Origin of the sequence: Nocardiopsis oceanisediminis (assembly GCF_048595525.1) — a bacterium.
In the GTDB taxonomy this organism is placed as follows: domain Bacteria; phylum Actinomycetota; class Actinomycetes; order Streptosporangiales; family Streptosporangiaceae; genus Nocardiopsis_A; species Nocardiopsis_A oceanisediminis.
Window position 1 is genome coordinate 3,720,313 of record NZ_JAFMZJ010000001.1, and the last position, 20,375, is coordinate 3,740,687.

The window sequence follows — 20,375 nt, forward strand, 5'->3', positions numbered from 1 at the left end:
CCGCCCGGCGGGGCCGAGGGCCGGCGGCCCCCGGCCCCGCCGGTGAGGGGCTTCCTGCGGGGACGGCGCCGCGCCGCCGGTGCGCCCCCGCCGGTGTGCCGACCGGGCCCGCCGTTCAGCCCGTGCGCTCGGGGACCAGCACGCTCAGGCAGGTGACGCACCCTTCGAGCTTCTCGAACTCGGCGATGTCCACCGTGCGCACCCGCCACCCCTCGCCGGCCAGCCCGGCGGCGGTGCGCGGGGCCGACGAGCCGATCAGCACCTCGCCGCCGCCGAGCGGGACGACGTGGCAGCCGGCCTCCTCTTCCACCGGGCGGAACGCCGGCATCGCCGCGGCGTCGAACATCCCCGGCAGGCCGAGCAGCGTCCCGTCGGGCAGCGCGGTCACCGCCGACTTCAGGTGCAGCACCCCGCCCAACCGGACCGGGACGACCCTGCGGCCCAGCGGCTCGACCAGCCCGGCCAGGGCACGCACCCCCGCGGCGTCGGTCCGCCCGCCCACACCGACGTACACCGTCCGACCCACCTGGAGCACGTCCCCGCCGTCCAGCCGGCCCGGCGGCCGGATCCGGGCCGTCTCCAGCCCCAGCCCTGCCGCAGCGCGCTCCGCGCCGGCGGTCTCCGCGCGCCGCGGCACCGCCCCCGGCCGGGTCACCACCGCCAGGCCGCCGACCACCACCAGCGCGTCCTCGATGAACACCGCGTCGGGGCACCCGTCGGCGGGCTCCGCCTCGCGGACCTCCCACCCGGCCCCGGCCAGCGCCTCCCGGTAGCCGGCGTGCTGCCTGCGCGCCTCCGCCGCGTCCACCGGCACCCGCCCGATATGGGTGACCATCCCTTCGGCCACCCGCGGCCCGGGCGCCCGGACCAGTGCGACGCCCCTGCGCTCCGCCTCCGCCACGGCCGCTCCCTTCTCCGCGTCCACCGCGAAACGATCCCCTCCGGGCCTACCCTGCGCGGGGACGTCACCGGGCGAGCCACCGGTCGAACCAGGCGCGGACGCCCGCGCCCACCACCGCCGCGCGGAACCGGTCCGTGCGCCCCACCGCCCAGGCCGCCATGGTCCCGCCGTGGCTCCACCCGCCGATCCCGAGCCGGACGGGGTCGGCGACGCCCCGCTCCGGGCCGGTCCCGCCGGTGAGCCGCCGGGGCGCCGCGGCCGCCCAGAGCGCGCTCGCCGGGCGTTCCGAGGCGCGGCCGGCGGCGGCGACGGCGCAGCGCACCCACCGCCCGTCCGGGGAGAGCACGGGGTCGAGGGGGACGTCCCCGCCGGCGAGGACGGAGGCGGTCAGCGGTGGTGCGGGCACGGGCGGCCCTCCCGGCGCTCCGCCGGGTCAGGGGGCGGGCGGTTCGGGGAAGCGGCCCCCGGCGAGCAGCAGGAGCCATTCGTCGAGGACCCCGACGAAGTCGGCCGGGTCCGCGGTCTCGTGCGAGGCGACCACGTTGTCCCAGTCCGGGCGGAGCACGGAGATGCGGAAGCGGTCGCGGTACCAGCCGGCGTCCACGGTGACGGGCTCCCAGTCGGGGCCCTCCGGGAGGTTCATCACCGGCACCAGAGAGGCCCACAGCAGGTCCTCGGAGTCGTTGACCTCGCAGTCGCCCGAGGGCAGGCGGCGGGCGAGGATCTGGTTGTGGTGGATCCGCCACCCCGCCGGCCAGCGGAGCGGGACCAGCCCCCACTCCTCGCCGAGGGCCGCCGCGAGCGCCGATCCGGGCGCGAGGGGGAGGGTCGTGGAGAACGGCATGGCCCCGGACCCTAACCGCTCCGGCGCCCGCCGCGCCCCTCCTTTTCCCGGGGCGGTCACCCCCGCAGATCGCCCGTGCGGCCCTCGCACAGCCGGCGGATCAGGTCGAGTGCGTACGGGTGGCCCTGCTCGGCGCGGGGGCGCAGCACCGCCTCGGCCGCGTCCGCCCGTCCGGAGGAGGCCAGCAGCTCCGCCCACCGCCACAGCGCCCGGTCGTCGCCGGCCCGGGCGCGCTCGGCCAGGCCCTCGGTGTCGCCGCGCTCGAACGCCCGGTCCACCAGGGCGCGGGCGGCGGCGCGGTCGCCCGCACCGGCCATCCGCCGGACCTCCTCCTCCATTCCCGCGCCGAGCAGCACCTGCAGGCGCAGCGCCCGGGCCTGCCGCTCCAGGCCGGGGTGGACGCCCCCGTCCAGCAGCGCCAGCGCCTCGCCGGTCCGGCCGCCGCCGACCATCAGGCCGACCAGGGCGCGCAGCGCCGCCCCGTCGCCCCGATCCGCCTCGGCCCGCAGCTCCTCCTCCCGGCCCCGGTCGGCCAGCAGCTCGACCAGGGCGGTGCGGGCCCGGCCGTCGCCGGCCTCGGCCATCTCCCGCAGGTCCCCGGTCCGGTCCGCGTCGACCAGCAGCTCCACCAGTGCGATGAACGCGCACCGGTCCCCCGCGCCGGCCAGCGCCCGCAGCTCCGCCTCGCACCCGCCCAGCACCAGCCGGTCCATGCGCTCCCGGCACGCCCGCTCCGCCCCAACGCCGCCGTGCACGTCGTAGCGGTGCGCGGCGCCGTAGTAGGACCACTTCGACGGGCCGTCGGGCGGCCGCACCCGCCCGCCCTCCCCGGCCCGACCCGCACTCATGGGCACGAGACTGGCCCGCCCGGCCCCGCCCGGTCAATCCCCACCGCGGCCCCGGCGTAGGCTCGCACCGTGCTCCCCCACGTCCACCGGGTCACCAAGTACGACCCCGCCCACCGGGACCGGCAGGGCCGCTACACCGGCCCCGAGGACACCGACAGCGACCGCGGCCCGGTCGAGGCCGCCTACCTGCGGGCCGTCGCCGCCTTCGCCGAGGAGGCCGGGGTCGGTTTCCTCTCGGTGCGCGAACCCGCCCTCGGCCCGGAGCCCTCCGACGGGGACCTCGGCGCCGCCGCCCTCCGCCTCGGCGGCACCGCCGGCTTCCACGACGGCGCCCGGATCCCGCTGCGGTCCGCCCTGGAGCTGGTCCGCACCATGCTCCGCGGCGGAGCCTGGTGCCGCCTGGAGGCCGAAGGCGCGTTCGCCGTGCACGTCGGCTGGGACCAGTACGTGTACGTGGGCAGCGCCCGGCCCTGCCCGCGGGCGGCGGCCCGCACCCGCGCCCTCGGGCTCTTCCCCGAACCGCTGGACGCCTCCCCCTACGACATCGCCTTCGACGCCGAACCCGGCGGGCGCCGGCCGGCCGACGCCGGGTTCTGGGCCCTGCTGCACCGGTGCACCGCCGCCGGACGGGCCGGCCTGCTGGAGGAGGAGTACGCCACCGGGGCCGTCCGCAGGCACCTGCTCACCCCCGGGACCCTGCGGCGGGTCCGCGCCGGCCTCGCCCCGCGCGCCCGCCTTGAGGTCTGGCCCCCGCTCTCCGGCGACGTCGGCGCGGTCCTGGTCGGCCTGCCCCGGGAGGACCCGGTCGAACTCCTCTGGGCGGACGCCGAGGGGGCGGTCCGCGCCGCCGAGGTCGAGGAGGGCACCGGCCCGGAGCAGGCCGCCGCCCTCGTCCGGGGCGCCCGCGCCGCCGCCCTGCTCCCCGTCTACCTGGACGACCGCGCCCCGCTGCTCACCGCGGTCCTGCCCGACCCCGACGGGGTGCTGCGCGCCCGGTGGCGCACCGCCCCGGCCGCCACCGACCGGGCCTGACCCGGGGCCGCCGGCCGGCCCCTCCCGGGGGCGGCGAACGCGCAAAGCGGCAACGGCCGACCAATTTCACCAATCCGCCGGACCGCGCCCGGGCCGGACATGTAGCTTTGAGCGACCGAATGGAAACGGTGCGGAGTTCCCGCCCTTCGGGCAGGCCGAAACGCCCCGCCGGATCCAGCGGCGCACGGGTCCCGCGCCCGCTTCGCCCGATCTCCCGTCCGGCCGCACGCGCCGCGGGAGGGCCGCCGACAACCGAAAGGTCTTTCACCGGTGCTTCAGGCCCCGATCACCGAGCTCGACATCGCCCCCGGACACGTCATCGAGTGGAGGCTGCGCCCCTCGCGCTCCCCCGGCGCGTCCGAGAAGGACGACAGGAGCAGCTCCTACAACCAGGAGAAGCACTTCAGCGCGGCCCTGGACGCCCGCGCCGACGACGACCCGCTGGGCTCCTATGTGGCCTGCACCTTCGAGCTGCCCGGCCCGCTGGACCGCGCGGCCCTGGAGGCCGCGCTGCTGTACTTCGTCCGCCGCCACGAGGTGCTGCGCTGCGAGTTCCGCCACCTCGCCGGCGACCTGACCTGCCGGCCGATGGCCGCCGAGGACGCCGTCCTGGACCCCGTCGACATCGGCCCGGTCGCCACCCGCGAAGGGGTCCGCAGCCACGTCGACGACTGCTTCCACCGCATCGACACCCTGTCCTGGCCGCTGCTGGTGATGGGCGCCGTCGTCCGCCCCGAGTCCACCACCGTCTTCCTCGGCTTCGACCACCTGGTCTCCGACGGGCTGTCCACCCCGATCGCGGTCAACGACATCGCCACCGCCTACACCGCCGCCGTCCGGGGCGAGGCCCCCGAGCAGCCCGAGGTCGGCAGCTATCTCGACTTCAGCCACCGGCAGCGCCTCCGGCACGCCTCGGTCGGCGCCGACGACGCCCGGCTGGACCACTGGAAGGCGTTCATGCGGAGCAACGGCGGGTTCTTCCCGCCCTTCCCGCTGGACCTGGGCGTGGCGCCGGGGCAGATGTACGGCACCGTCAACGACACCGACACGCTCCTCACCGACGCGCAGGCCGAGGCGTTCGAGGCGCACTGCCGCAAGGCCGACGGCAAGGTGTTCATGGGGATGCTCGCCGCGGTGGGCGAGTCGCTGCGCCGCGAAGGCGGCCCCGAGGTCTACCGCGGCCTGATGCCGGTCAGCGACCGGGGCCGCGGCCGCTACGCCGAGGCGATGGGCTGGTTCGTCAACACCATGCCGATCGAGTTCCCGGTCCCGGCCGGCGCCGACTTCGCGCAGGTGATGGCCGGGGTCCGGGACGCCGCCGACACCATGCGGAAGCACCTGGACGTGCCCTTCGTCAAGGCCTGGAAGCTGCTCGCCCCCGAATACGCCGACCTGCGCTCCTGGCCGTACGCGGTGAACTTCTTCTCCTACCTGGACTTCCGCCGCACCCCCGGCGGCGAGCGGCAGCACGCCCTGCAGGCCCGCAAGCACGTCTGGGCCTCGCACAGCAACGGCATCTGCTTCTGGTTCCACCGCAACGAGACCGGCATGCACGTCAACTCGATCTACGCCGACACCCCGCAGGCCCACCGCACCAAGGCCGCGCTCACCGCCACCCTGACCGGGGTGCTGGCCGGCCTGGCCGACAGCGGCGAGTTCTGACCCCCGCTCCCCGGAGACCGGTGGGCTTCCGCCGCCGGCCCCGGGGCGGGGCGGCCGCAGCAGCGGGGAGGGCGCCGTGCCGGACACCGGCGGACCGCAGTGGACGCGCGACCGGGTCGGCGCCGCACGCCGCGGCGAGAACCCCATGGTGCCGGCGCGGATGCGCACCGGCTGGGCGGTCCTGGGCGACACCCGGTTCCTGCCGGGGTACTGCGTCCTCCTCCACGACGGCTCCGCCGACCACCTGACCGACCTGCCCCGCGCCGGGCGGGCGGAGTTCCTCTACGACCTGTCCCTGCTCGGCGAGGCGGTCGAGGCCGTCTGCCGCCGCCGCGACGAGGGCTTCTCCCGGATCGACTACGAGGTGCTCGGCAACGCCCTGCCGCACCTGCACGGCCACGTGCACGCCCGCTACCGCTGGGAGCCCGGCGGCCTGCACACCGGCCCGGTCTGGCTGCACGGCCCCGAGCGCTCCGCCGACCGGCACCGGGCCGGCCCCGCCCACGGCGGGCTCCGCCGCGACCTGGCCGCCGCGATCACCGGGATCACCGCCGAGGCGTACTGACCGCTCCTGCGCCCCCGCCGGACACACCCGCCCCGGAGCCCGGCCGGTCAGGCCTCTTCGTCCCGGTCGAACCGCGCGCGTGCGCGCTCCACGCCGGGCATGTTCGCGGTGGTCCACTCCAGGAGCGCGTCGATGAGCTCCTGGAGCGTCCGGCCCAGCGGCGTGATGCGGTACTCCACCGCCACCGGGCGCGTGCTGACGACGGCGCGCTCGACCATGCCGTTGCGCTCCAGCCGCCGCAGCGCCGCGGTCAGCGACTTCTGCGTCACCACCGGAATCGCCCGGCGCAGTTCGTTGAAGCGCGAAGGGCGCGCGCACAATGCGTCGAGAACGTGCAGCGACCATTTGTCGAGCAATTGGTCGAGCAGTTCGCGCTGCGCCGCCGATATCTGGGTCTGGAAAGGCTCTGCCGGGGTGGTTTCCACCATGATACCTGGTCTCGTTGAAGTTCCCTTTGGGAACCAAGTAGACATGAGATACCTGATGTTCCGCAAGCGGAAGGCGATTCCATGAGCGTCGAACTCCTCACCCCCGAGGGCATGTTCCGACCCGTCCCCTACCACCACGTCTCGGTCGCCACGGGCGCCCGCCAGGTGCACGTGGCCGGCCAGATCTCGAGGGACGGCGACGCCGGCCCGGTCGCCGAGGGCGACCTCGCGGGCCAGGTCGTGCAGGCCCTGCGGAACACCGCGCGCGGCCTGGCCGGCGCCGGGGCGGACTTCTCCGATGTGGTGCGGCTCCGCTTCTTCGCCGTGGACTGGACCCCGGACAAGGCCGGCGACTTCATGGCCGGGATCGAAAAGGCCGCCGACGAGCTCGCCATTCCGAGGCCGTTCCCGCCGGTGTCGCTCATCGGCGTGGACTACCTTTTCGAGCCCGATGTCCTGGTCGAAGTCGAAGCGTACGCCGTCCTCGACTGACGGAAGACCGGAAAGGCCCCCGCACTCGGATGAGCACGGGGGCCTTTCCGCTCCGCACCGGAATCCGCGCCTTTTCCGGCCCGACCCGGCCGATCAGGGCGGCGGGTCCAGGTGGCGCCAGCGCACCGGGTCGCGGTTCCGGCCGGCGGGCCCGGCCCCCGGCCCCCTCTCCGGCAGGGCGCGGCGTCCGGCGCACTCCAGGACCAGCATCTCCTCGTCGCCCGGCACGAAGGCGTAGTCCACCGGCTCCACGCGCGAGGGGACCCCGTACTCCGCCAGCATGCCCCGCATCTCCTCCAGCGCCGGGTACCGCCGGAAGCCGGTGTGGAGGAAGAGCGGGTACAGGCGGACCTGCCCGCGGGAGACCCGCACCAGCTCCAGCAGGGCGTCGCGGTGGAAGCCCTCGTCCAGCCGCTCCCCGTAGGAGAACAGCAGGTGGGAGCTGAGCACCAGGTCGAAGGAGCGGTCGGGGAACGGCAGGTGCGGCAGGGAGCCCTCGACGTAGCGCTCCGGCCGCGCCGCGATGTCGCGGGTGAACTCCCGGGCCGACCCCGAGCGCAGCCGCGTGTACTGCCCGGGATCCTCGAACCAGGTCCACACGAAGTCCCGGGCGTGCTCGACCAGGTGCGCGTGCTTGTGCTCGTTCTCCCGCAGCGCCATCGCCCCCAGGCGCTCCCGTCCCGGGCCGTACTGGGGGTCCACGGCCACGGCGTCGGTGCCGCGCGCCCCGGCAACGGCGACGAAGCCCGCCGCGCCGCCGGGGCAGTCCAGCACCCGCAGGGACAGGTCGCGCTCGGAGAGCGCGAACATCGCCCGGTACTCCTCGAAGGAGCGCGCGCTGATGAACAGCCCGATCACCCCCGCCCGGCGGAGGGTCCCGGCGCCGGCGGCGCGTTCCGGATCCGCACTCGTCCTCCCAAGGGGTCGGCCTCATCGGAAGCGGGCCCCGGGGCCGCCGGCTCCGCCGCGAGCGGCCCGCAGGGGCAGAAGTGCCGTACCCGGCCTTCAGCGCGGGGGCACCGGACTGGCCGGAACAGGTCACTTTCCGTGTCCGGGCGGGCACCCGCCCGCGGCCGCCGGCGGTCTCCCGCGCCCCGGAGCGGCGTCGTCCGGCAGAGCGGTGCGGCAGGGCCCTCCCGCCGCGCGACCGGAAGAACCCGCCCGGCCCGCTACCCGGGCAGGGACTCCCAGTGGCGCCGGTTGACGGCGATGAGCCCGTCGAGGGTGTCGCGGGTGCGGACGAGGTCCTTGATGCGCACGTCGAGCCTGTCCCGCTCCGCGGCCATCCGCCTCCAGGCGGCGTGGGTCTCCTCGGTGCCGGGGGACTCCACGCAGGGGATCACCTCGGCGATGGCGCTGCTGGTCAGACCGGCGTCGTACAGGCTCCGCAGCAGCAGGACCCGGTCCACGGCGTACTCGGTGTAGACGCGCTGGCCGCTCGGGCTGCGGTCGCTGCTGAGCAGCCCCTGCTCCTCGTAGTAGCGCAGCGAGCGGACGCTCGCGCCCGTCCGCCCCGCCAGGTCGCCGATCCTCATCATGGTGATCCCTTTCACGTCCGCGGGGCGCCCCGAACACTTGCCCCTGACGTCAATGGTAGGTCTTACCGTCGCTCCCATGACGAACACGGCGACGACCACGCGCTCCCTCTTCGACACCTACTCCGGCCTCCCCGACCTGGCCCTGCCCAACCGGGTGGTGATGGCCCCGATGACCCGCGCCCGATCCACCCCCGACGGCCTGGCCACCGCGCAGATGGCGGCCTACTACGCCCAGCGCGCCACCGCCGGGCTCATCGTCTCCGAAGGGATCCAGCCCAGCCTGCTCGGCCAGTCCAACCCGCTCACCCCGGGCCTGCACACCCCCGCCCAGGCGGAGTCCTGGAAGCAGGTCACCGGCGCGGTGCACGCCAACGGCGGCCGGATCTTCGCCCAGATCATGCACGGCGGCCGGATCGGCCACCCCGACACCACCGGCCTCCGGCCGGTCGGCCCCTCCGCCGTCGCCGCGCGCGACGCCATGGTCTTCACCCCCACCGGGCCGCAGCCGGCGCCGGTGCCCCGCGAGCTGAGCACCGGCGAGGCCGCCCGGGAGGCCCTGGTGTACGGATCGGCGGCGGCCCGCGCGATCGAGGCCGGCTTCGACGGGGTCGAGCTGCACGGCGCCAACGGCTACCTGATCGGCCAGTTCCTCTCCAGCAGCGCCAACCGGCGCACCGACGCCTACGGCGGGCCGGTCGCGGGCCGGATCCGCTTCGCCGTCGAGGCCGCCGCCGCGGCCGCCGACGCGATCGGCGGCTCCCGGGTCGGCATCCGCCTCTCTCCCGGCGCGGGCATCTGGGACGCGATCGACGAGGACCTCCCCGAGCTGTACGGGACGCTGCTCGCCGAGCTCGCGCCGCTCGGCCTGGCCTACGTGCACCTGGAGGCCACCGCCGAAGAAGAGGTCCTGCTCGGGCTGCGGCGCGCCTGGCCCGGCACCCTCATCGTCAACCCGGCGGTCCCCGGCGGCCCCGTACCGGCCGACCGCAAGGCCGCCGACCGCTGGCTCGGCCTCGGGGCCGACCTGATCAGCTTCGGCCGGGCCTTCCTGGCCAACCCCGACCTGGTGGAGCGGCTCCGCGCCGGCCTCCCGATCGACCCCCACGACGAGGCCGCCTTCTACACCGGCGGGGAGAAGGGGTACCTGACCTACACCTCCTACCGGTACTGACCCCGGCACGGGACCGGAGCGCCCGGCGCGGCGCCGGACACCCCGCGGAGGCGGGACGGCACCGCTTCCGGACCGGGCGGTGCCCGGCCGGACACGGGGAGGCGGGGGCGGCGGCCCGGTGGAGGCCGGGCACCGGACCCGCCGCCGGAAGCACCGGCCGCCGCGATCGCGGCACCGGTCCCGGGCGCTCCCCGGAGCCGGCCGCTGCGGCGACACCTCCGCGGAGGACCGCCGCAGCCCGGCGCCGCCCGGCGCCGCCCGGCGCTACATCCGGGTCCGGGCGTGGGCGTGCAGCGCGTCGCGGACGAACGCCGCCCCCTCGGGGCCCTGGTACATCAGCACGAAGCGGGGGTCCTCGACGTAGCTGTCGCCCAGGCACCGCACCATCTCCACCGACCGCTCCCGGTCGCCCTCGGCCTGCGGTGTGCCGGGGATCCCCGCCAGCCAGCGGACGTGCCGGGCGGCCAGCCCCTGGGCGGTCTCGGAGGACGGCGAGACGCCCGACCGCCAGGCCCCGACCCACGCCGCGACCAGGTCCTCGGCCTCCTCCTTCCAGGCGACCTGCTCCTTCAGGGTCTTGGCGTGCCACCACTCGTTGCTCGCCCGGAACGCCTCCTCGCCCCAGCGCTCGACCACCTCGTCCCGGTAGCGGTCGTTGAACCCCTCCAGCAGCACGTTGGCGCCGGGCTCCGCCCCGGCCCCGGCGGCCTCCAGGGTGAGCCGCGCCTCCCGGAGCCGCTGCTCGACCCGGTCCCGCTCGGCCTCCAGCGCGGCGACGTGCGCGCGCAGCCCGCCCTGCCCGCCGTCCTCCTCCGCCAGCGCCTCGGCGATCTCCGGCAGGCCCATGCCCAGCCGGCGCAGCCGCAGGATCCGGTCGAGCCGGGAGGCGGACTCAGGGCCGTAGTAGCGGTACCCGTTCTCGCCCACCCGGGAGGGCGCCAGGAGCCCGATCCGGTCGTAGTGGCGCAGGGCGCGGCTGGTGGTGCCCGCCCTGGTGGCCAGCTCGTGGATCATCCACTCCATCGTCGTCCCCCCGGGGTCGCCGCCGTCCCCGACGAGTATGGCCCCGGCCGGACCCCGGGCGGTCAGCCCAGGCGGCGCAGCGCCGTGGCGATGACCTCCGCGCTGTCGGCGTGCAGGGCCTGCGCGGGGCTCTGCCCGGTCGCCGCCAGGTAGGCGTCGACCAGCCGGTTCCCGGCGGCGTACCCGGCCCCGGTGGGCAGCCCCACCGGCTCGGCGCCGAACCGCTCCGCGGAGGCGTCGCCGTGCACCCAGGCGGTGAAGTTCCGCATGCCGGTCACCCCCAGTCCGGAGACCACCTTGGCGAAGACCTCGTCGTCGTCCAGGGGGGCGACGCCGATGCGGGTGCGGCCCAGGTCGTCGCCGTAGAGCTGCCGGGCGAACGCGTCGGCCAGGCCCTCGCCGACCACGTGCTCGCCGACGGTGACGGCCGCCGGGTCCCACACCACCCCGCCCGGGGCGTAGCGCAGGTTGTGGTTGAGCTCGTGCACCGCGGTGGCCTCCACCCGCTCCAGGTTCTCCGGGGACGGCCACAGCGTGATGAGGATGTACCCCGAGATCCCGCCGCTCCCGCTGACCCCGAGGACGGTGTCGGTGAAGTGGGCGTCGCCGGGGTCGCCGAGCACGGGCAGCACGGTGATGTCGGGCGCCTCCAGCCCCGGCACCGCCGCCAGCTGCACGGCGAGCGCGTCGTCCAGGGCGCGCTGCATCCGCTTCCAGGCCCCGGCCTCGGCCAGCGCCTCCAGCGCGTCCAGGCAGCGCCGCTCGTCGCGGTCGATGGGGAAGCCGAACGACATCCGGTGCATCTCCACCAGGTCGACCTCCCCGGGGGCGAACCGGTACATGCCCTTGACGTGCTCCAGCATCGACCGCAGCAGCCCGGCGCGCTCGGCGGCCGGGGCCCGCAGGATCTTCTTCATGGTCGTGTAGGTGTCGACAACGGTGATCGTCATGTCCCCCGACGCTAAAGTCTGACGCCGCGTCAAGGTCAACGCCGGCCCGGCCCCAGGCCGTCACCCCCGGCCGTCCTCCCGCAGCCGCCACAGCGCGGAGTGCCCGGTGAGGGGGTCGCTGGTGCTCCACCGGCCGCGCCCGTCCGGGCGAGGCGACCCGGTGACCGCGCCGGCGGGGTATCCGATCTCGCCGACCGGGTGCAGGCCGCCGGCGGTGAGCAGCACCGCCGGGCCGTCGAACTCCCGGGCGAGGACCCGGCCGGCGTCGAGGAACCCGGCGTCCAGGTCGAACCCGGCCCCGCCGGGGAACACCTCCCCACCGAGGCGGACCGCCTCGGCCCCGCCGCCGGGGAGGCGCCGGACGGTGAGCCCGTCGGCGTCCATCGGCGCGGTCAGGTACCGGTCGCCGTCGGGGTGCACGTCGGCCAGGACCTCCCCGGGGGAGTCCCGCACGGCCGCGGCGACCCGCTCCCCGTCCCAGACGGCCCGGCAGATCCGGCCGCCGTGCACGGCCGCGAGATCCAGGAGCGCGCCCCCGCCGCCGGGGAGGGCGAAGCCGGAGGACCCCACCGTCTCCACGCCCAGCGCCGCCCGGCCCAGGATCCGGCCGTCCGCCGCACCGAGCACCCACAGCTCGTCGCCGCCCGAAGCCCGCTCCCCGGGCACCACGGCCCAGACCAGGCCGCCGGAGGCGTCGAACAGGCAGGTCCCCGACGCGGCCGCGGCCCCGCCGCGCGGCGCCCACCCGGAGTGCGCCACCTGCCAGGAGACGGCTCCCCGGGCGTCCACGAGCGCGATCCCCTCCGCACCGGCGACCACCGCGCACCGGTGGTCGCCGCGCACGTCCCAGCTCCCCTCCCACGGCAGCCGGAACCCGCCGGACACCGGGGCCCGGCCGGGGGCGACCCCGGTCAGGCGCCCGCCGGGGGAGAGCCCCCACCAGCCCGCACCGATCCGCCTCGGCCCGCTCCCGGGCACCCATTCCCACTCGCCCACCTGCTCCGCCCGCATGCGCAGTACCCTAGGCGCCCCGGAACCGCCGCTTCCGCCCCGGAGCGGAAGCGGCGGCCTCGCCGGCGCCGCGCGCCGCCCGATCGAGGGCGGCGCGCGCATCGCCCGCTTCCTCCTGGCCGTCACCGACCGGATCAAGCGCATCTGGGCGGTGCGCACCCCCGAGAAGCTCCGCGCCCGGACGGCCGCCCCGCGGCACCGGCGCCGCCTCCATCGGCAAGCCCCGCTGAACGCCACGGTGCCCGATTTCGACTTGCCCCCGGCCCCGCCCGCGGCCAGGATCGAGGGACCGCGGGCAGGACCCGGCCGTGCGGGCGGCTCCGGCGCCCCGCCGGGCCCGGTGCCCGCACACGCCCCGCCGAGAAGGAAGCGCCCCGCGATGCCGCCCGTACCCGCCGACCCGACCGTCCTGCACCCGATGCCCGGCCAGCCCCGGGTGGTGCTGCTCAAACCGCTGGTCACCTCGGCGCTGATCGAGGTCGGGGAGTTCTCCTACTACGACGACCCCGACGACCCCACCGCCTTCGAGACCCGCAACGTGCTCTACCACTACGGGCCGGAGAAGCTGGTCATCGGGAAGTTCTGCGCGCTGGGCACGGGGACGCGGTTCATCATGAACGGCGCCAACCACCGCATGGACGGCCCCTCCACCTTCCCCTTCCCCACCATGGGCGGCTCCTGGGCCGAGCACTTCGACCTGCTCACCGACCTGCCCGGCCGGGGCGACACCGTGGTGGGCAACGACGTCTGGTTCGGCCACGGCGCCACCGTGATGCCCGGGGTGCGCATCGGGCACGGCGCGATCATCGGCTCCGGCGCCGTGGTCACCGCCGACGTGCCCGACTACGGCATCGCCGGCGGCAACCCGGCCCGCCTCATCCGCACCCGCTACAGCGAGGCCGACGTCGCCCGGCTGCTGGCGGTGGCCTGGTGGGACTGGCCCGCCGAGCACATCACCGAGCACATCCGCACGATCATGGCCGGCGGCATCGACGACCTGGAGGCCGCCGCCCCGACCGCCTGACACCGGCCCCGCCTCCCCGCCCGCCCCTCCGCACCCGGAATCGAGTCGCCCGCATGCCCGCCGAACCCCGCACCCCCTTCACCGACCGGCTCCGCGACCACACCGTCCCGCTCGCCGGCCTCGACCCCCAGGCGCCGCTGGACGACCTGGAGCCGCTGCGCGACATCATCGGAGGGGCTCGCGTCGTCGCGGTCGGCGAGCACTCCCACTTCATCGAGGAGTTCGCGCTCATCCGCCGGCGCGTCCTGCGCTTCCTGGTCGAGCGGTGCGGCTTCACCGTCCTGGCCTTCGAGTACGGCTTCAGCGAGGGCTTCGCCCTCGACGCCTGGGCCCGGGGCGAAGGCGCCGCCGGCGACCTGGACGACCACCTCTCCGGAACGGTCCCCGTGGGGCTCCGGGAACCGCTGCGGTGGATCCGCGAGCACAACCGCGCGGCCGCGCGGCCGGTCCGCTTCGCCGGCGTCGACATCCCCGCCGCCGGCGGCTCCCTGCTGCCCGCCCTGGCCCCGGTCGCCGACTACCTGGGCGAAGTCGACCCCGAGGCCCTGCCGGAGCTCCGGGAGGCGATGCGGATCGCCGGGTCGTTCGCCGGCGCCTCCGGGGCCGCGGCCGCCCCCGCGTGGGCGCGCCTGGCCGCCGCCGAGCAGGACGCCCTCACCGCGGCCCTGGCGCGCCTGCTCATCCGGTTCCGCGCCGTCGAGGAGCTGTACGTCTCCCGCGGCGGCCGGCCCGGCTACGACACCGCCCTGCAGCGGCTGGAGGGCGCCTGCCACGCCGACCACGCCTTCCGCGCCCTGGCCGGCCTGTTCGCCGGGGAGGGGCTGACCGCCGACACCTCGGCCCGCGACGCCTACATGGCCGGGTCGCTCCGGTGGCACCTGGAGCGCTCCGGCCCCGGGACGCGCGTGCTGCTGGCCGCCCACAACGCCCACATCCAGAAGTCGCCGGTCTCCTTCGACGGACGCCTCACCGGCTTCCCGATGGGCCGGTACCTGCACACCGCCCTGGGAGACGACTACTTCGCCCTCGGCCTGACCAGCACCACCGGGCACACCGCGGAGATGCACCGGGACGAGGGCGCGCCCCTCGGCTTCACCGTCGAGGAGACGCCCCTGGGGCCGCCCGAGCCGGGCAGCATCGAGGCCGCCTTCGCCGACGCCGGCCTCGGCCTCGGCGTCGCCGACCTTCGCCCGGCCCGCACCGGCACCGCCCCGGGCCCCGACCGCATCCGGATGCAGAGCACCTACCTGCACACCCCGGTCGCCGAGGCCTTCGACGCGGTCCTCAGCACCCCGGCCTCCACCGCCGCCGGCGCCCTCTGACCCCGGGGCGCCCGGCGGCGGCGCGGAGGGCGGTTCCCCGGGGCCGGACCGCCGCTCGGCCTCCCGCCTCGCCGTCCCCGGGAGAACCCCGGCGCCCGGGTGGACGACCCGCGCCGCACCTTCCACGGCCGCAGGCCCTGAACGGCCCCGGCCGGCCCGGGGCGCGACCCCGCCTCGACCGGCGCGGCGCCCGCTGCGGCGGAAATCTCCGGGCCCTGCCGCGGCGGGGCGGGTATGCTGGCCGTGCGCCGCGATGACCGGCGCTCGTTCATGCTCAGCGACGTTCGAGGTGAGAGAATCCCCCAGGCCCGGTGACCGCCCGCGCTCCCGAATACACGCTCTCGTGTCGGGGCGGGCGTAGTGCTGCTCGGAGCACGCCACCCGCGGTGCCTTCACGTCATCGACCCGGGTGCGGCCCCGTCGGCCGCACCCGGGTCTTTTTCGCGTCCTGACGCCTCCGAGCCCCCTGGTGATCCGGCCGGCGTGCGCCGCCTGCCCGGCCCGTCCCAGGAGTTCTCGTGTCCTCTCCCCGTCCCGGCCGCACCGGGTTCCCTCCCCTGCCGCGCTCCGACCCGACCGCGGGCCGCCCCGCGATCCCGGGGCCCGCCGAATCCCGAAACCCCGGCCGTTCCGCCCGGAACCGGCCGCACCGCGAAAGGAAGCACCGACAGTGCGCATCCGCACCGAGACCCCCGAGGACGTCCAGGCCGTGCGGGAGGTGACCGCCGCCGCCTTCGGCTCCGCCGACGAGGCCGGACTCGTCGACGCCCTGCGCGCCGACGCCTCCTGGATCCCCGGCCTCTCCCTGGTCGCCGAGGACGACGACGGCGAGATCATCGGGCACTGCCTCTACACCCGCGCGAGCATCGGGGACACCCCCGCGATCCTGCTGACCCCGGTCTCGGTCGCCCCCGGCCACCAGAACAGGGGGATCGGCGGCGCCCTCATCCGGCAGGGCCTGGAGGCCGCCGAAGCCATGGGCGAGCGGTTCGCGCTCGTCCTCGGCCACCCCGGCTACTACCCCCGCTTCGGCTTCGAGCAGGCGAGCGCCCACCGCGTCACCTGCACGCTGTCGGCCGGCCCCGGCGAGGGCGCCATGGTGATGAGCCTCGACGGCGGTCCCATCCCGGCCGGCGACATGGGCTTCTCCGGGCCCATGGCCGAAGCCGTCTCCGCCTACCGGCCGGAGTAGGCCGGCCCGGCCCCGGGGAGGGGCGCCCGCACCGGCGCCCCTCCCCGGGGCGCCCCGCCCTCGGCGCGGCGGGCCCGGTGCCCCGAAGGCTCCGGTGCGCGGTCAGGACTGGTCCAGGGCCCGTTCGATCGCGCGGCGGGCCCGGCCCGCGGCCGCCCGGTCGCGCTGGAGCTGCATCGCCGCGTTCAGCGCCAGCCCGGCGGCGACGATCTCGAACAGCGCCTGGTCGACGTCGAACCCGGCGGGCAGCTCGCCGCCGTCCACCGCCGCGGCCAGGTCCGCCCGCAGCCGCTCCCGCCAGCGCGACCACACCTCGGCCACCGCGTCGCGGACCCGGCCGGGGCGGCCGTCGTACTCGGTGAGCGCCGCGGTCATCAGGCAGCCGCCGGGCAGCAGCGGTTCCTCCAGGTAGTCCACGGAGCCGGCGCACACCGCGCGCAGCCGCCGCAGCCCCGGCGGCTCGGCCAGCGAGGGCTCGACCACCCGGTGCCAGAAGTCCACGAACGCCTTGTCCAGCGTGGAGATCTGCAGCGCCTCCTTGGTGCCGAAGTGCTTGTGCACTCCGGACTTGCTCATCTGCAGCTCCTCGGCGAGCCGGCCGATGGTGATGCCCTCCAGCCCTTCCTCGGAGGCGATCTCGGCGGCGCGGCCGAGGATCCGGCCCCTGGTCGCCTGTGCTTCGGCCGCTGAGCGTCGTGGTGACATGCGACAAAGATAGCGTACGCGCGTTCGCTATTGATTCAGTGAACGACCGTACGCTAAATTTGCGGCGACCACCGGAGCGAAGGAGTGCGGGATGCGGGCGCGACGACTGGGCTGGGCCGGACTGGAGATCGAGGCGGGCGGCGAGCGGCTGCTGATCGACTACGTACGGGACCTCTCACCCCTGTTCCCCGGATGGAGGCCCGGCGAAGGGCTGACGGAGCCGAGCGGGAAGGCCGCCGCCGCGCTCCTCACCCACCTGCACCGGGACCACACCGACGCGGCCGCGCTCGCGGACGCGCTGGTACCGGGGGCGCCGGTGCTGCGGCCGGCGCCCGGCCCCGGAGACGGCGCGGACGACGCCGCGACGCTTCTCGCCGAGCGCGAGCTGGCCCTGCACCGGCCGGCCGCCGAAGCCGTGGACGCCTGGTCCACCCGCGAGGTCGGGCCGTTCCGCGCCACCGCGGTCCCCGCCGTCGACGGGCTGGGCGACCCGCAGCTGAACTGGGTGGTCCAGGCCGACGATCAGCGCCTGCTCCACGGCGGCGACACGATGTTCCACGGCTACTGGTGGCTCATCGCGCGCCGGTTCGGCCCCTTCGACGCGGTGTTCCTGCCCGCCAACGGCGCGGTGGTCGACGTGCCGCACCTGCAGCCGCCGAGCCCGCTGCCCGCCGCGATGGACCCGGGGCAGGCCGCCGCGGCCGCGGAGATCCTCGGCGCCCGGTACGCGGTGCCGATGCACTACGAGGCGGAGCAGCCGGACAAGGCCGCGGGCTACACCGAGGTCTCCGACCCGGAGAAGGAGTTCCGCGCGCACGCCGGGCGGCGCGCACGCGTGCCGGCCCTCGGGGAATGGCTGGACCTGGCCACCTGACCGGGCCCCGCCGCGCCGCAGGCGGTGCGCCGGGCCGCTTCCTCTCCGCGCCGCCGGCCGCCCGGTTCCGTCCCGCGCCTCCGCCGGCGGAACGGGCCGGCCCTCGGCCGCCTGCGGCGCCCGCCGGAGCCTCCGCCGCCGGAGCGGCGCGCCTCGCCGCCGACCGCGCCTCCGGCGGCGCCGCGGGCGGGCCTCCGCGGCGGCGCCGACCTGCGCGGAGGCCTCCGGCCTCCCGGGCCGGGGAATAGCGTTGCAGCCTCCCCGCGGGCGCCCCTCACCCTCTTTGTCAACCCTGGTTGTCTGACCTCCGTGAAGCCCCGCTTATCGGAGGCCAGGATTTTCCGCTTTTCCGTTGGCGAATCGGCCCATGATTTTGAGTAACGTTTTCAGTGTTACGTTATTTCGCAACGCTACGTTTTGAAGGGCATGGAGGGGCGGCGAAACGGCTCCGAGAGCGCGCCCGGCGGTCGGGCGGTGCGGAGGCGGAGAGGGCCGCGGATGCCGAAGCGGCGGCGGGGCCGGCGCGGCCGCGCCGGGGTCAGGGGCGGTCCGCGGGGAGGGCGGATGGCCCCCGCCGGCGCCGCCCCTGCGGGGCCTCCCTCAGACGGGCCCGTATTCGTCGTGGCGCCGCAGCCAGGCCATGGCGGGGCCGTCGGCGCGGCCGGGCGGCCGCTCCCAGTCCTCCTGGCGGCCGCGGGCGGTGAGGTCGAGCCAGTTGTAGGTGCCGTTGAGCAGGTCGATGCCGCGCCCGTAGCAGGAATAGGTGTGGAAGACCCGGTCGCCGAGGCGCAGGAAGGCGCTCACGCCCATCTCCTCCCCGGTGTAGCCCTCCCAGTCCGGGTTCTCCCGCACCAGGTCGGCGTAGTCCCGGTAGTTCCATTCGACCGGTGCGACCGACGCGTCGAAGCTGACGTGGAAGTCGTAGTTGAAGTCGCCGCCGTGGGAGGAGTACCACGGGATGGACCAGCCCATCCGCCGCTTGTAGCGCTCGAGCTCGGCCAGCGGCGCCCTGGAGACGACCGCGAGCGAGGTGTCGCGGGCGTGCAGGTGGACGAGGCGGCCCACGTTGTCGATCCAGAACGAGCAGGCCGGGCAGGCCTCGCCGGCGCCGGGGCCGAACATGGCGTGGTAGACCACCAGCTGGCCGCGCCCCTCGAAGAGGTCCGCCAGCCCGGCGCCGCCGCGCGGCCCCTCGAAGGCGTAGTCCTTCGTGATCTCGACCATCGGCAGCCGGCGGCGGGCGGCGTTGACCTCGTCGCGGTGCCGGGTCAGCTCCTTCTCCCGCGCGAGGAGCTCCTTGCGGCGGGCGAGCCACTCCTCGCGCGACACCACTTCGGGGAGGTCTTCCGGAGACATGTCAGAGCCCCCTAGGCCGATCTCGGCATGCAACCGGTTTCATCGTAGGAGCCGCCGGCGCGCATGCACAAGCGGCCCGGAGGCGGGCGCGGAGCGGAAGGGCGAGCGGCCGGGCCGCCCGGAGCGCCGGCGCGTCAGCCGCCCGCGCCGAGGACGCAGAACTCGTTGCCCTCGGGGTCGGAGAGGCACCTCCACGGCACGTCGCCCTGGCCGATGTCGATGCCGGTGGCGCCGAGGGCCTCCAGCCGCGCCACCTCCGCCGCCTGGTCGTCGCCGGCGTAGGGCATCACGTCGAGGTGGATGCGGTTCCACACGCTCTTCTCGCCGGCCGTGCGGAGGAACTCCAGGTAGGGCCCGACCCCCTCGGCAGAGCGCAGCACCGCGCGGTCGTCGGTCACCTCGTGCAGGGTCCAGTCGATCGCACCGCCCCAGAAGCGGGCCATGGCCCGCGGGTCCGCGCAGTCGACCACCACCGCCGCGATCGGCCCGGTGTCCCGGTAGGCCTCCCGGGGCTCCAGCACGCAGAACACGTTGCCCTCCGGGTCGGCCAGGACCGTCCAGGGGACGTCGCCCTGGCCCACGTCGGCGGGCGTCGCACCGAGCTCCTCCAACCGGGCGACCAGCTCCGCCCGGTGGGCCTCGGAGGCGGTGGCGAGGTCGAGGTGCACCCCGTACCGCACCGTTTCGGGGTCCGGGACCCCGACGACGTCGACGCAGACGGCGGCGGGGTCCGGCCAGGCGAAGCCCGGGGGCTCGACGTTGGTCACCCCGGGCCCCTCGCTGGACAGCTCCCAGCCGAGCGCGTCCCCCCAGAACCGGCCGAGGGCCTCGTGGTCGCGGGCCTTGAAGTTCACCTGGACGAGTCGCAATGCCATGGCGCAGAGCCTATGCCCGGGCGGGCGCGGCGGACCGCCGGGGGTGTGCGGGCCGGCCGGCCCGCACACCCCCGGGGCCGCATCACGCGACGGCGGTCCCCTCCAGCTCCACCATCAGGCCGGGGACCGCCAGCCGGACCACCCCGAGCATCGTGGTGGGCGGCGCGGCCCCGGCGGCGCCCAGCCGCGACGCCAGCGCGCCGTAGTGCCGGAAGAGCAGGTCGACGTCGGTGGTGTAGACGTTGAGCCGGACGAGGTCCGCCAGCGACATCCCGGCCTCGCCGAGGACGGCCTCCAGGTTCTCCAGGCTCAGCGCCAGCTGCGCCGCCATGTCCCCGGGGTGCCGGGGCCCTCCGTCGCCGCCCATCGCGGCCTGCCCCGAGCAGTACAGGGTCCGGGTGCCCCCGGAGACGACCACGCCCTGGTCGTAACCCATCTCCGCCGACCACGGCCACGGGTTGACCGCCGTTCTCTCCACGGTTCTCTCCATCACCCACCGGCTCCGTTCGCTCCATCGGCGCCGCGCGCGGCCGCCCGGTCGGCGGCCGCCGCCTCCGGCGCC

23 protein-coding genes are annotated in these 20,375 nt (G+C 76.1%); 9 read left to right on the forward strand and 14 right to left on the reverse strand.

The genetic code is table 11. The annotated features are described in order from the left end of the window. Window positions 1-115 precede the first annotated feature (115 nt). Genes ddaH through J0910_RS16620 form a run of 4 tightly spaced genes read right to left on the reverse strand, consistent with a single transcriptional unit; the run spans window position 116 to window position 2,593 of the window. Complete coding sequence (ddaH, locus tag J0910_RS16605; RefSeq protein WP_420159430.1) at window positions 116-925, reverse strand: dimethylargininase; 810 nt, start codon at window positions 923-925, stop codon at window positions 116-118. A 40-nt stretch (window positions 926-965) separates the two neighbouring features. Further along, window positions 966-1,307, reverse strand: a complete 342-nt coding sequence (locus J0910_RS16610) for a prolyl oligopeptidase family serine peptidase (RefSeq protein WP_420159431.1) — start codon at window positions 1,305-1,307, stop codon at window positions 966-968. Between the two features lie 27 nt (window positions 1,308-1,334). Continuing rightward, the gene (locus J0910_RS16615) at window positions 1,335-1,745 is read right to left on the reverse strand and encodes a hypothetical protein (protein ID WP_420159432.1); all 411 of its coding nucleotides are present in this window, start codon (window positions 1,743-1,745) and stop codon (window positions 1,335-1,337) included. A gap of 56 nt (window positions 1,746-1,801) precedes the next feature. Further along, a complete protein-coding gene (locus tag J0910_RS16620; RefSeq protein ID WP_420159433.1) occupies window positions 1,802-2,593 on the reverse strand; it encodes a hypothetical protein in 792 nt (263 codons plus the stop codon). A 69-nt stretch (window positions 2,594-2,662) separates the two neighbouring features. On the opposite strand from J0910_RS16620, the gene J0910_RS16625 reads away from it, so the two are divergent. The 3 genes from J0910_RS16625 to J0910_RS16635 all read left to right on the forward strand — a co-directional run bounded on the left by J0910_RS16625 (window position 2,663) and on the right by J0910_RS16635 (window position 5,852). Next, on the forward strand, window positions 2,663-3,625 hold the full coding sequence (locus J0910_RS16625; RefSeq protein WP_420159434.1) for an RNA-binding protein: 963 nt from the start codon (window positions 2,663-2,665) through the stop codon (window positions 3,623-3,625). Between the two features lie 270 nt (window positions 3,626-3,895). After that, window positions 3,896-5,287 (forward strand): condensation domain-containing protein, encoded by a 1,392-nt coding sequence (locus tag J0910_RS16630; protein WP_420159435.1) that lies wholly within the window; start codon window positions 3,896-3,898, stop codon window positions 5,285-5,287. 76 nt (window positions 5,288-5,363) lie between these two features. Next, window positions 5,364-5,852: an HIT family hydrolase gene (locus J0910_RS16635; RefSeq protein WP_420159436.1), complete on the forward strand. Its 489-nt coding sequence runs from the start codon at window positions 5,364-5,366 to the stop codon at window positions 5,850-5,852. Between the two features lie 47 nt (window positions 5,853-5,899). Here the strand turns inward: J0910_RS16635 and J0910_RS16640 are convergent, their stop codons facing one another. Then, window positions 5,900-6,280, reverse strand: a complete 381-nt coding sequence (locus tag J0910_RS16640; RefSeq protein ID WP_420159437.1) for a winged helix-turn-helix transcriptional regulator — start codon at window positions 6,278-6,280, stop codon at window positions 5,900-5,902. Between the two features lie 81 nt (window positions 6,281-6,361). On the opposite strand from J0910_RS16640, the gene J0910_RS16645 reads away from it, so the two are divergent. After that, a complete protein-coding gene (locus tag J0910_RS16645; RefSeq protein ID WP_420159438.1) occupies window positions 6,362-6,772 on the forward strand; it encodes a RidA family protein in 411 nt (136 codons plus the stop codon). 93 nt (window positions 6,773-6,865) lie between these two features. On the opposite strand, the gene J0910_RS16650 is transcribed toward J0910_RS16645, so the two are convergent. Beyond that, window positions 6,866-7,621, reverse strand: coding sequence for a methyltransferase domain-containing protein (locus tag J0910_RS16650; protein WP_420162009.1), 756 nt, complete (start codon window positions 7,619-7,621; stop codon window positions 6,866-6,868). Between the two features lie 320 nt (window positions 7,622-7,941). Beyond that, the gene (locus tag J0910_RS16655) at window positions 7,942-8,307 is read right to left on the reverse strand and encodes a MerR family transcriptional regulator (RefSeq protein WP_420162010.1); all 366 of its coding nucleotides are present in this window, start codon (window positions 8,305-8,307) and stop codon (window positions 7,942-7,944) included. A gap of 79 nt (window positions 8,308-8,386) precedes the next feature. Here J0910_RS16655 and J0910_RS16660 point away from each other — a divergent pair, with 79 nt between their 5' ends. Continuing rightward, on the forward strand, window positions 8,387-9,481 hold the full coding sequence (locus J0910_RS16660; protein ID WP_420159439.1) for an alkene reductase: 1,095 nt from the start codon (window positions 8,387-8,389) through the stop codon (window positions 9,479-9,481). Window positions 9,482-9,745: 264 nt separating this feature from the next. On the opposite strand, the gene J0910_RS16665 is transcribed toward J0910_RS16660, so the two are convergent. The 3 genes from J0910_RS16665 to J0910_RS16675 form a co-directional block, all read right to left on the reverse strand. Beyond that, window positions 9,746-10,495 carry a MerR family transcriptional regulator gene (locus J0910_RS16665; protein ID WP_420159440.1) on the reverse strand — a complete coding sequence of 250 codons (750 nt, stop codon included), beginning with the start codon at window positions 10,493-10,495 and terminating at the stop codon, window positions 9,746-9,748. A 71-nt stretch (window positions 10,496-10,566) separates the two neighbouring features. Then, window positions 10,567-11,454: a DUF2268 domain-containing putative Zn-dependent protease gene (locus tag J0910_RS16670; protein WP_420159441.1), complete on the reverse strand. Its 888-nt coding sequence runs from the start codon at window positions 11,452-11,454 to the stop codon at window positions 10,567-10,569. 60 nt (window positions 11,455-11,514) lie between these two features. After that, complete coding sequence (locus J0910_RS16675; RefSeq protein ID WP_420159442.1) at window positions 11,515-12,465, reverse strand: hypothetical protein; 951 nt, start codon at window positions 12,463-12,465, stop codon at window positions 11,515-11,517. Window positions 12,466-12,844: 379 nt separating this feature from the next. Between J0910_RS16675 and J0910_RS16680 the strand changes: the two genes are divergently transcribed. The 3 genes from J0910_RS16680 (at window position 12,845) to J0910_RS16690 (ending at window position 16,003) form a co-directional block, all read left to right on the forward strand. Continuing rightward, the gene (locus J0910_RS16680; RefSeq protein ID WP_420159443.1) at window positions 12,845-13,489 is read left to right on the forward strand and encodes a CatB-related O-acetyltransferase; all 645 of its coding nucleotides are present in this window, start codon (window positions 12,845-12,847) and stop codon (window positions 13,487-13,489) included. Window positions 13,490-13,542: 53 nt separating this feature from the next. Next, window positions 13,543-14,811 (forward strand): erythromycin esterase family protein, encoded by a 1,269-nt coding sequence (locus J0910_RS16685; protein WP_420159444.1) that lies wholly within the window; start codon window positions 13,543-13,545, stop codon window positions 14,809-14,811. Window positions 14,812-15,481: 670 nt separating this feature from the next. After that, window positions 15,482-16,003: a GNAT family N-acetyltransferase gene (locus J0910_RS16690; RefSeq protein WP_420159445.1), complete on the forward strand. Its 522-nt coding sequence runs from the start codon at window positions 15,482-15,484 to the stop codon at window positions 16,001-16,003. Between the two features lie 102 nt (window positions 16,004-16,105). Here the strand turns inward: J0910_RS16690 and J0910_RS16695 are convergent, their stop codons facing one another. After that, a complete protein-coding gene (locus J0910_RS16695) occupies window positions 16,106-16,708 on the reverse strand; it encodes a TetR/AcrR family transcriptional regulator (protein WP_420159446.1) in 603 nt (200 codons plus the stop codon). 91 nt (window positions 16,709-16,799) lie between these two features. Here J0910_RS16695 and J0910_RS16700 point away from each other — a divergent pair, with 91 nt between their 5' ends. Continuing rightward, window positions 16,800-17,582: an MBL fold metallo-hydrolase gene (locus tag J0910_RS16700; protein ID WP_420159447.1), complete on the forward strand. Its 783-nt coding sequence runs from the start codon at window positions 16,800-16,802 to the stop codon at window positions 17,580-17,582. A gap of 600 nt (window positions 17,583-18,182) precedes the next feature. Here J0910_RS16700 and J0910_RS16705 read toward each other — a convergent pair. The 3 genes from J0910_RS16705 to J0910_RS16715 all read right to left on the reverse strand — a co-directional run bounded on the left by J0910_RS16705 (window position 18,183) and on the right by J0910_RS16715 (window position 20,291). Next, window positions 18,183-18,938, reverse strand: coding sequence for a DUF899 domain-containing protein (locus J0910_RS16705; RefSeq protein WP_420159448.1), 756 nt, complete (start codon window positions 18,936-18,938; stop codon window positions 18,183-18,185). Window positions 18,939-19,072: 134 nt separating this feature from the next. Continuing rightward, window positions 19,073-19,813 carry a VOC family protein gene (locus J0910_RS16710; protein ID WP_420159449.1) on the reverse strand — a complete coding sequence of 247 codons (741 nt, stop codon included), beginning with the start codon at window positions 19,811-19,813 and terminating at the stop codon, window positions 19,073-19,075. A gap of 82 nt (window positions 19,814-19,895) precedes the next feature. After that, window positions 19,896-20,291, reverse strand: a complete 396-nt coding sequence (locus tag J0910_RS16715; protein ID WP_420159450.1) for a RidA family protein — start codon at window positions 20,289-20,291, stop codon at window positions 19,896-19,898. Window positions 20,292-20,375 lie beyond the last annotated feature (84 nt).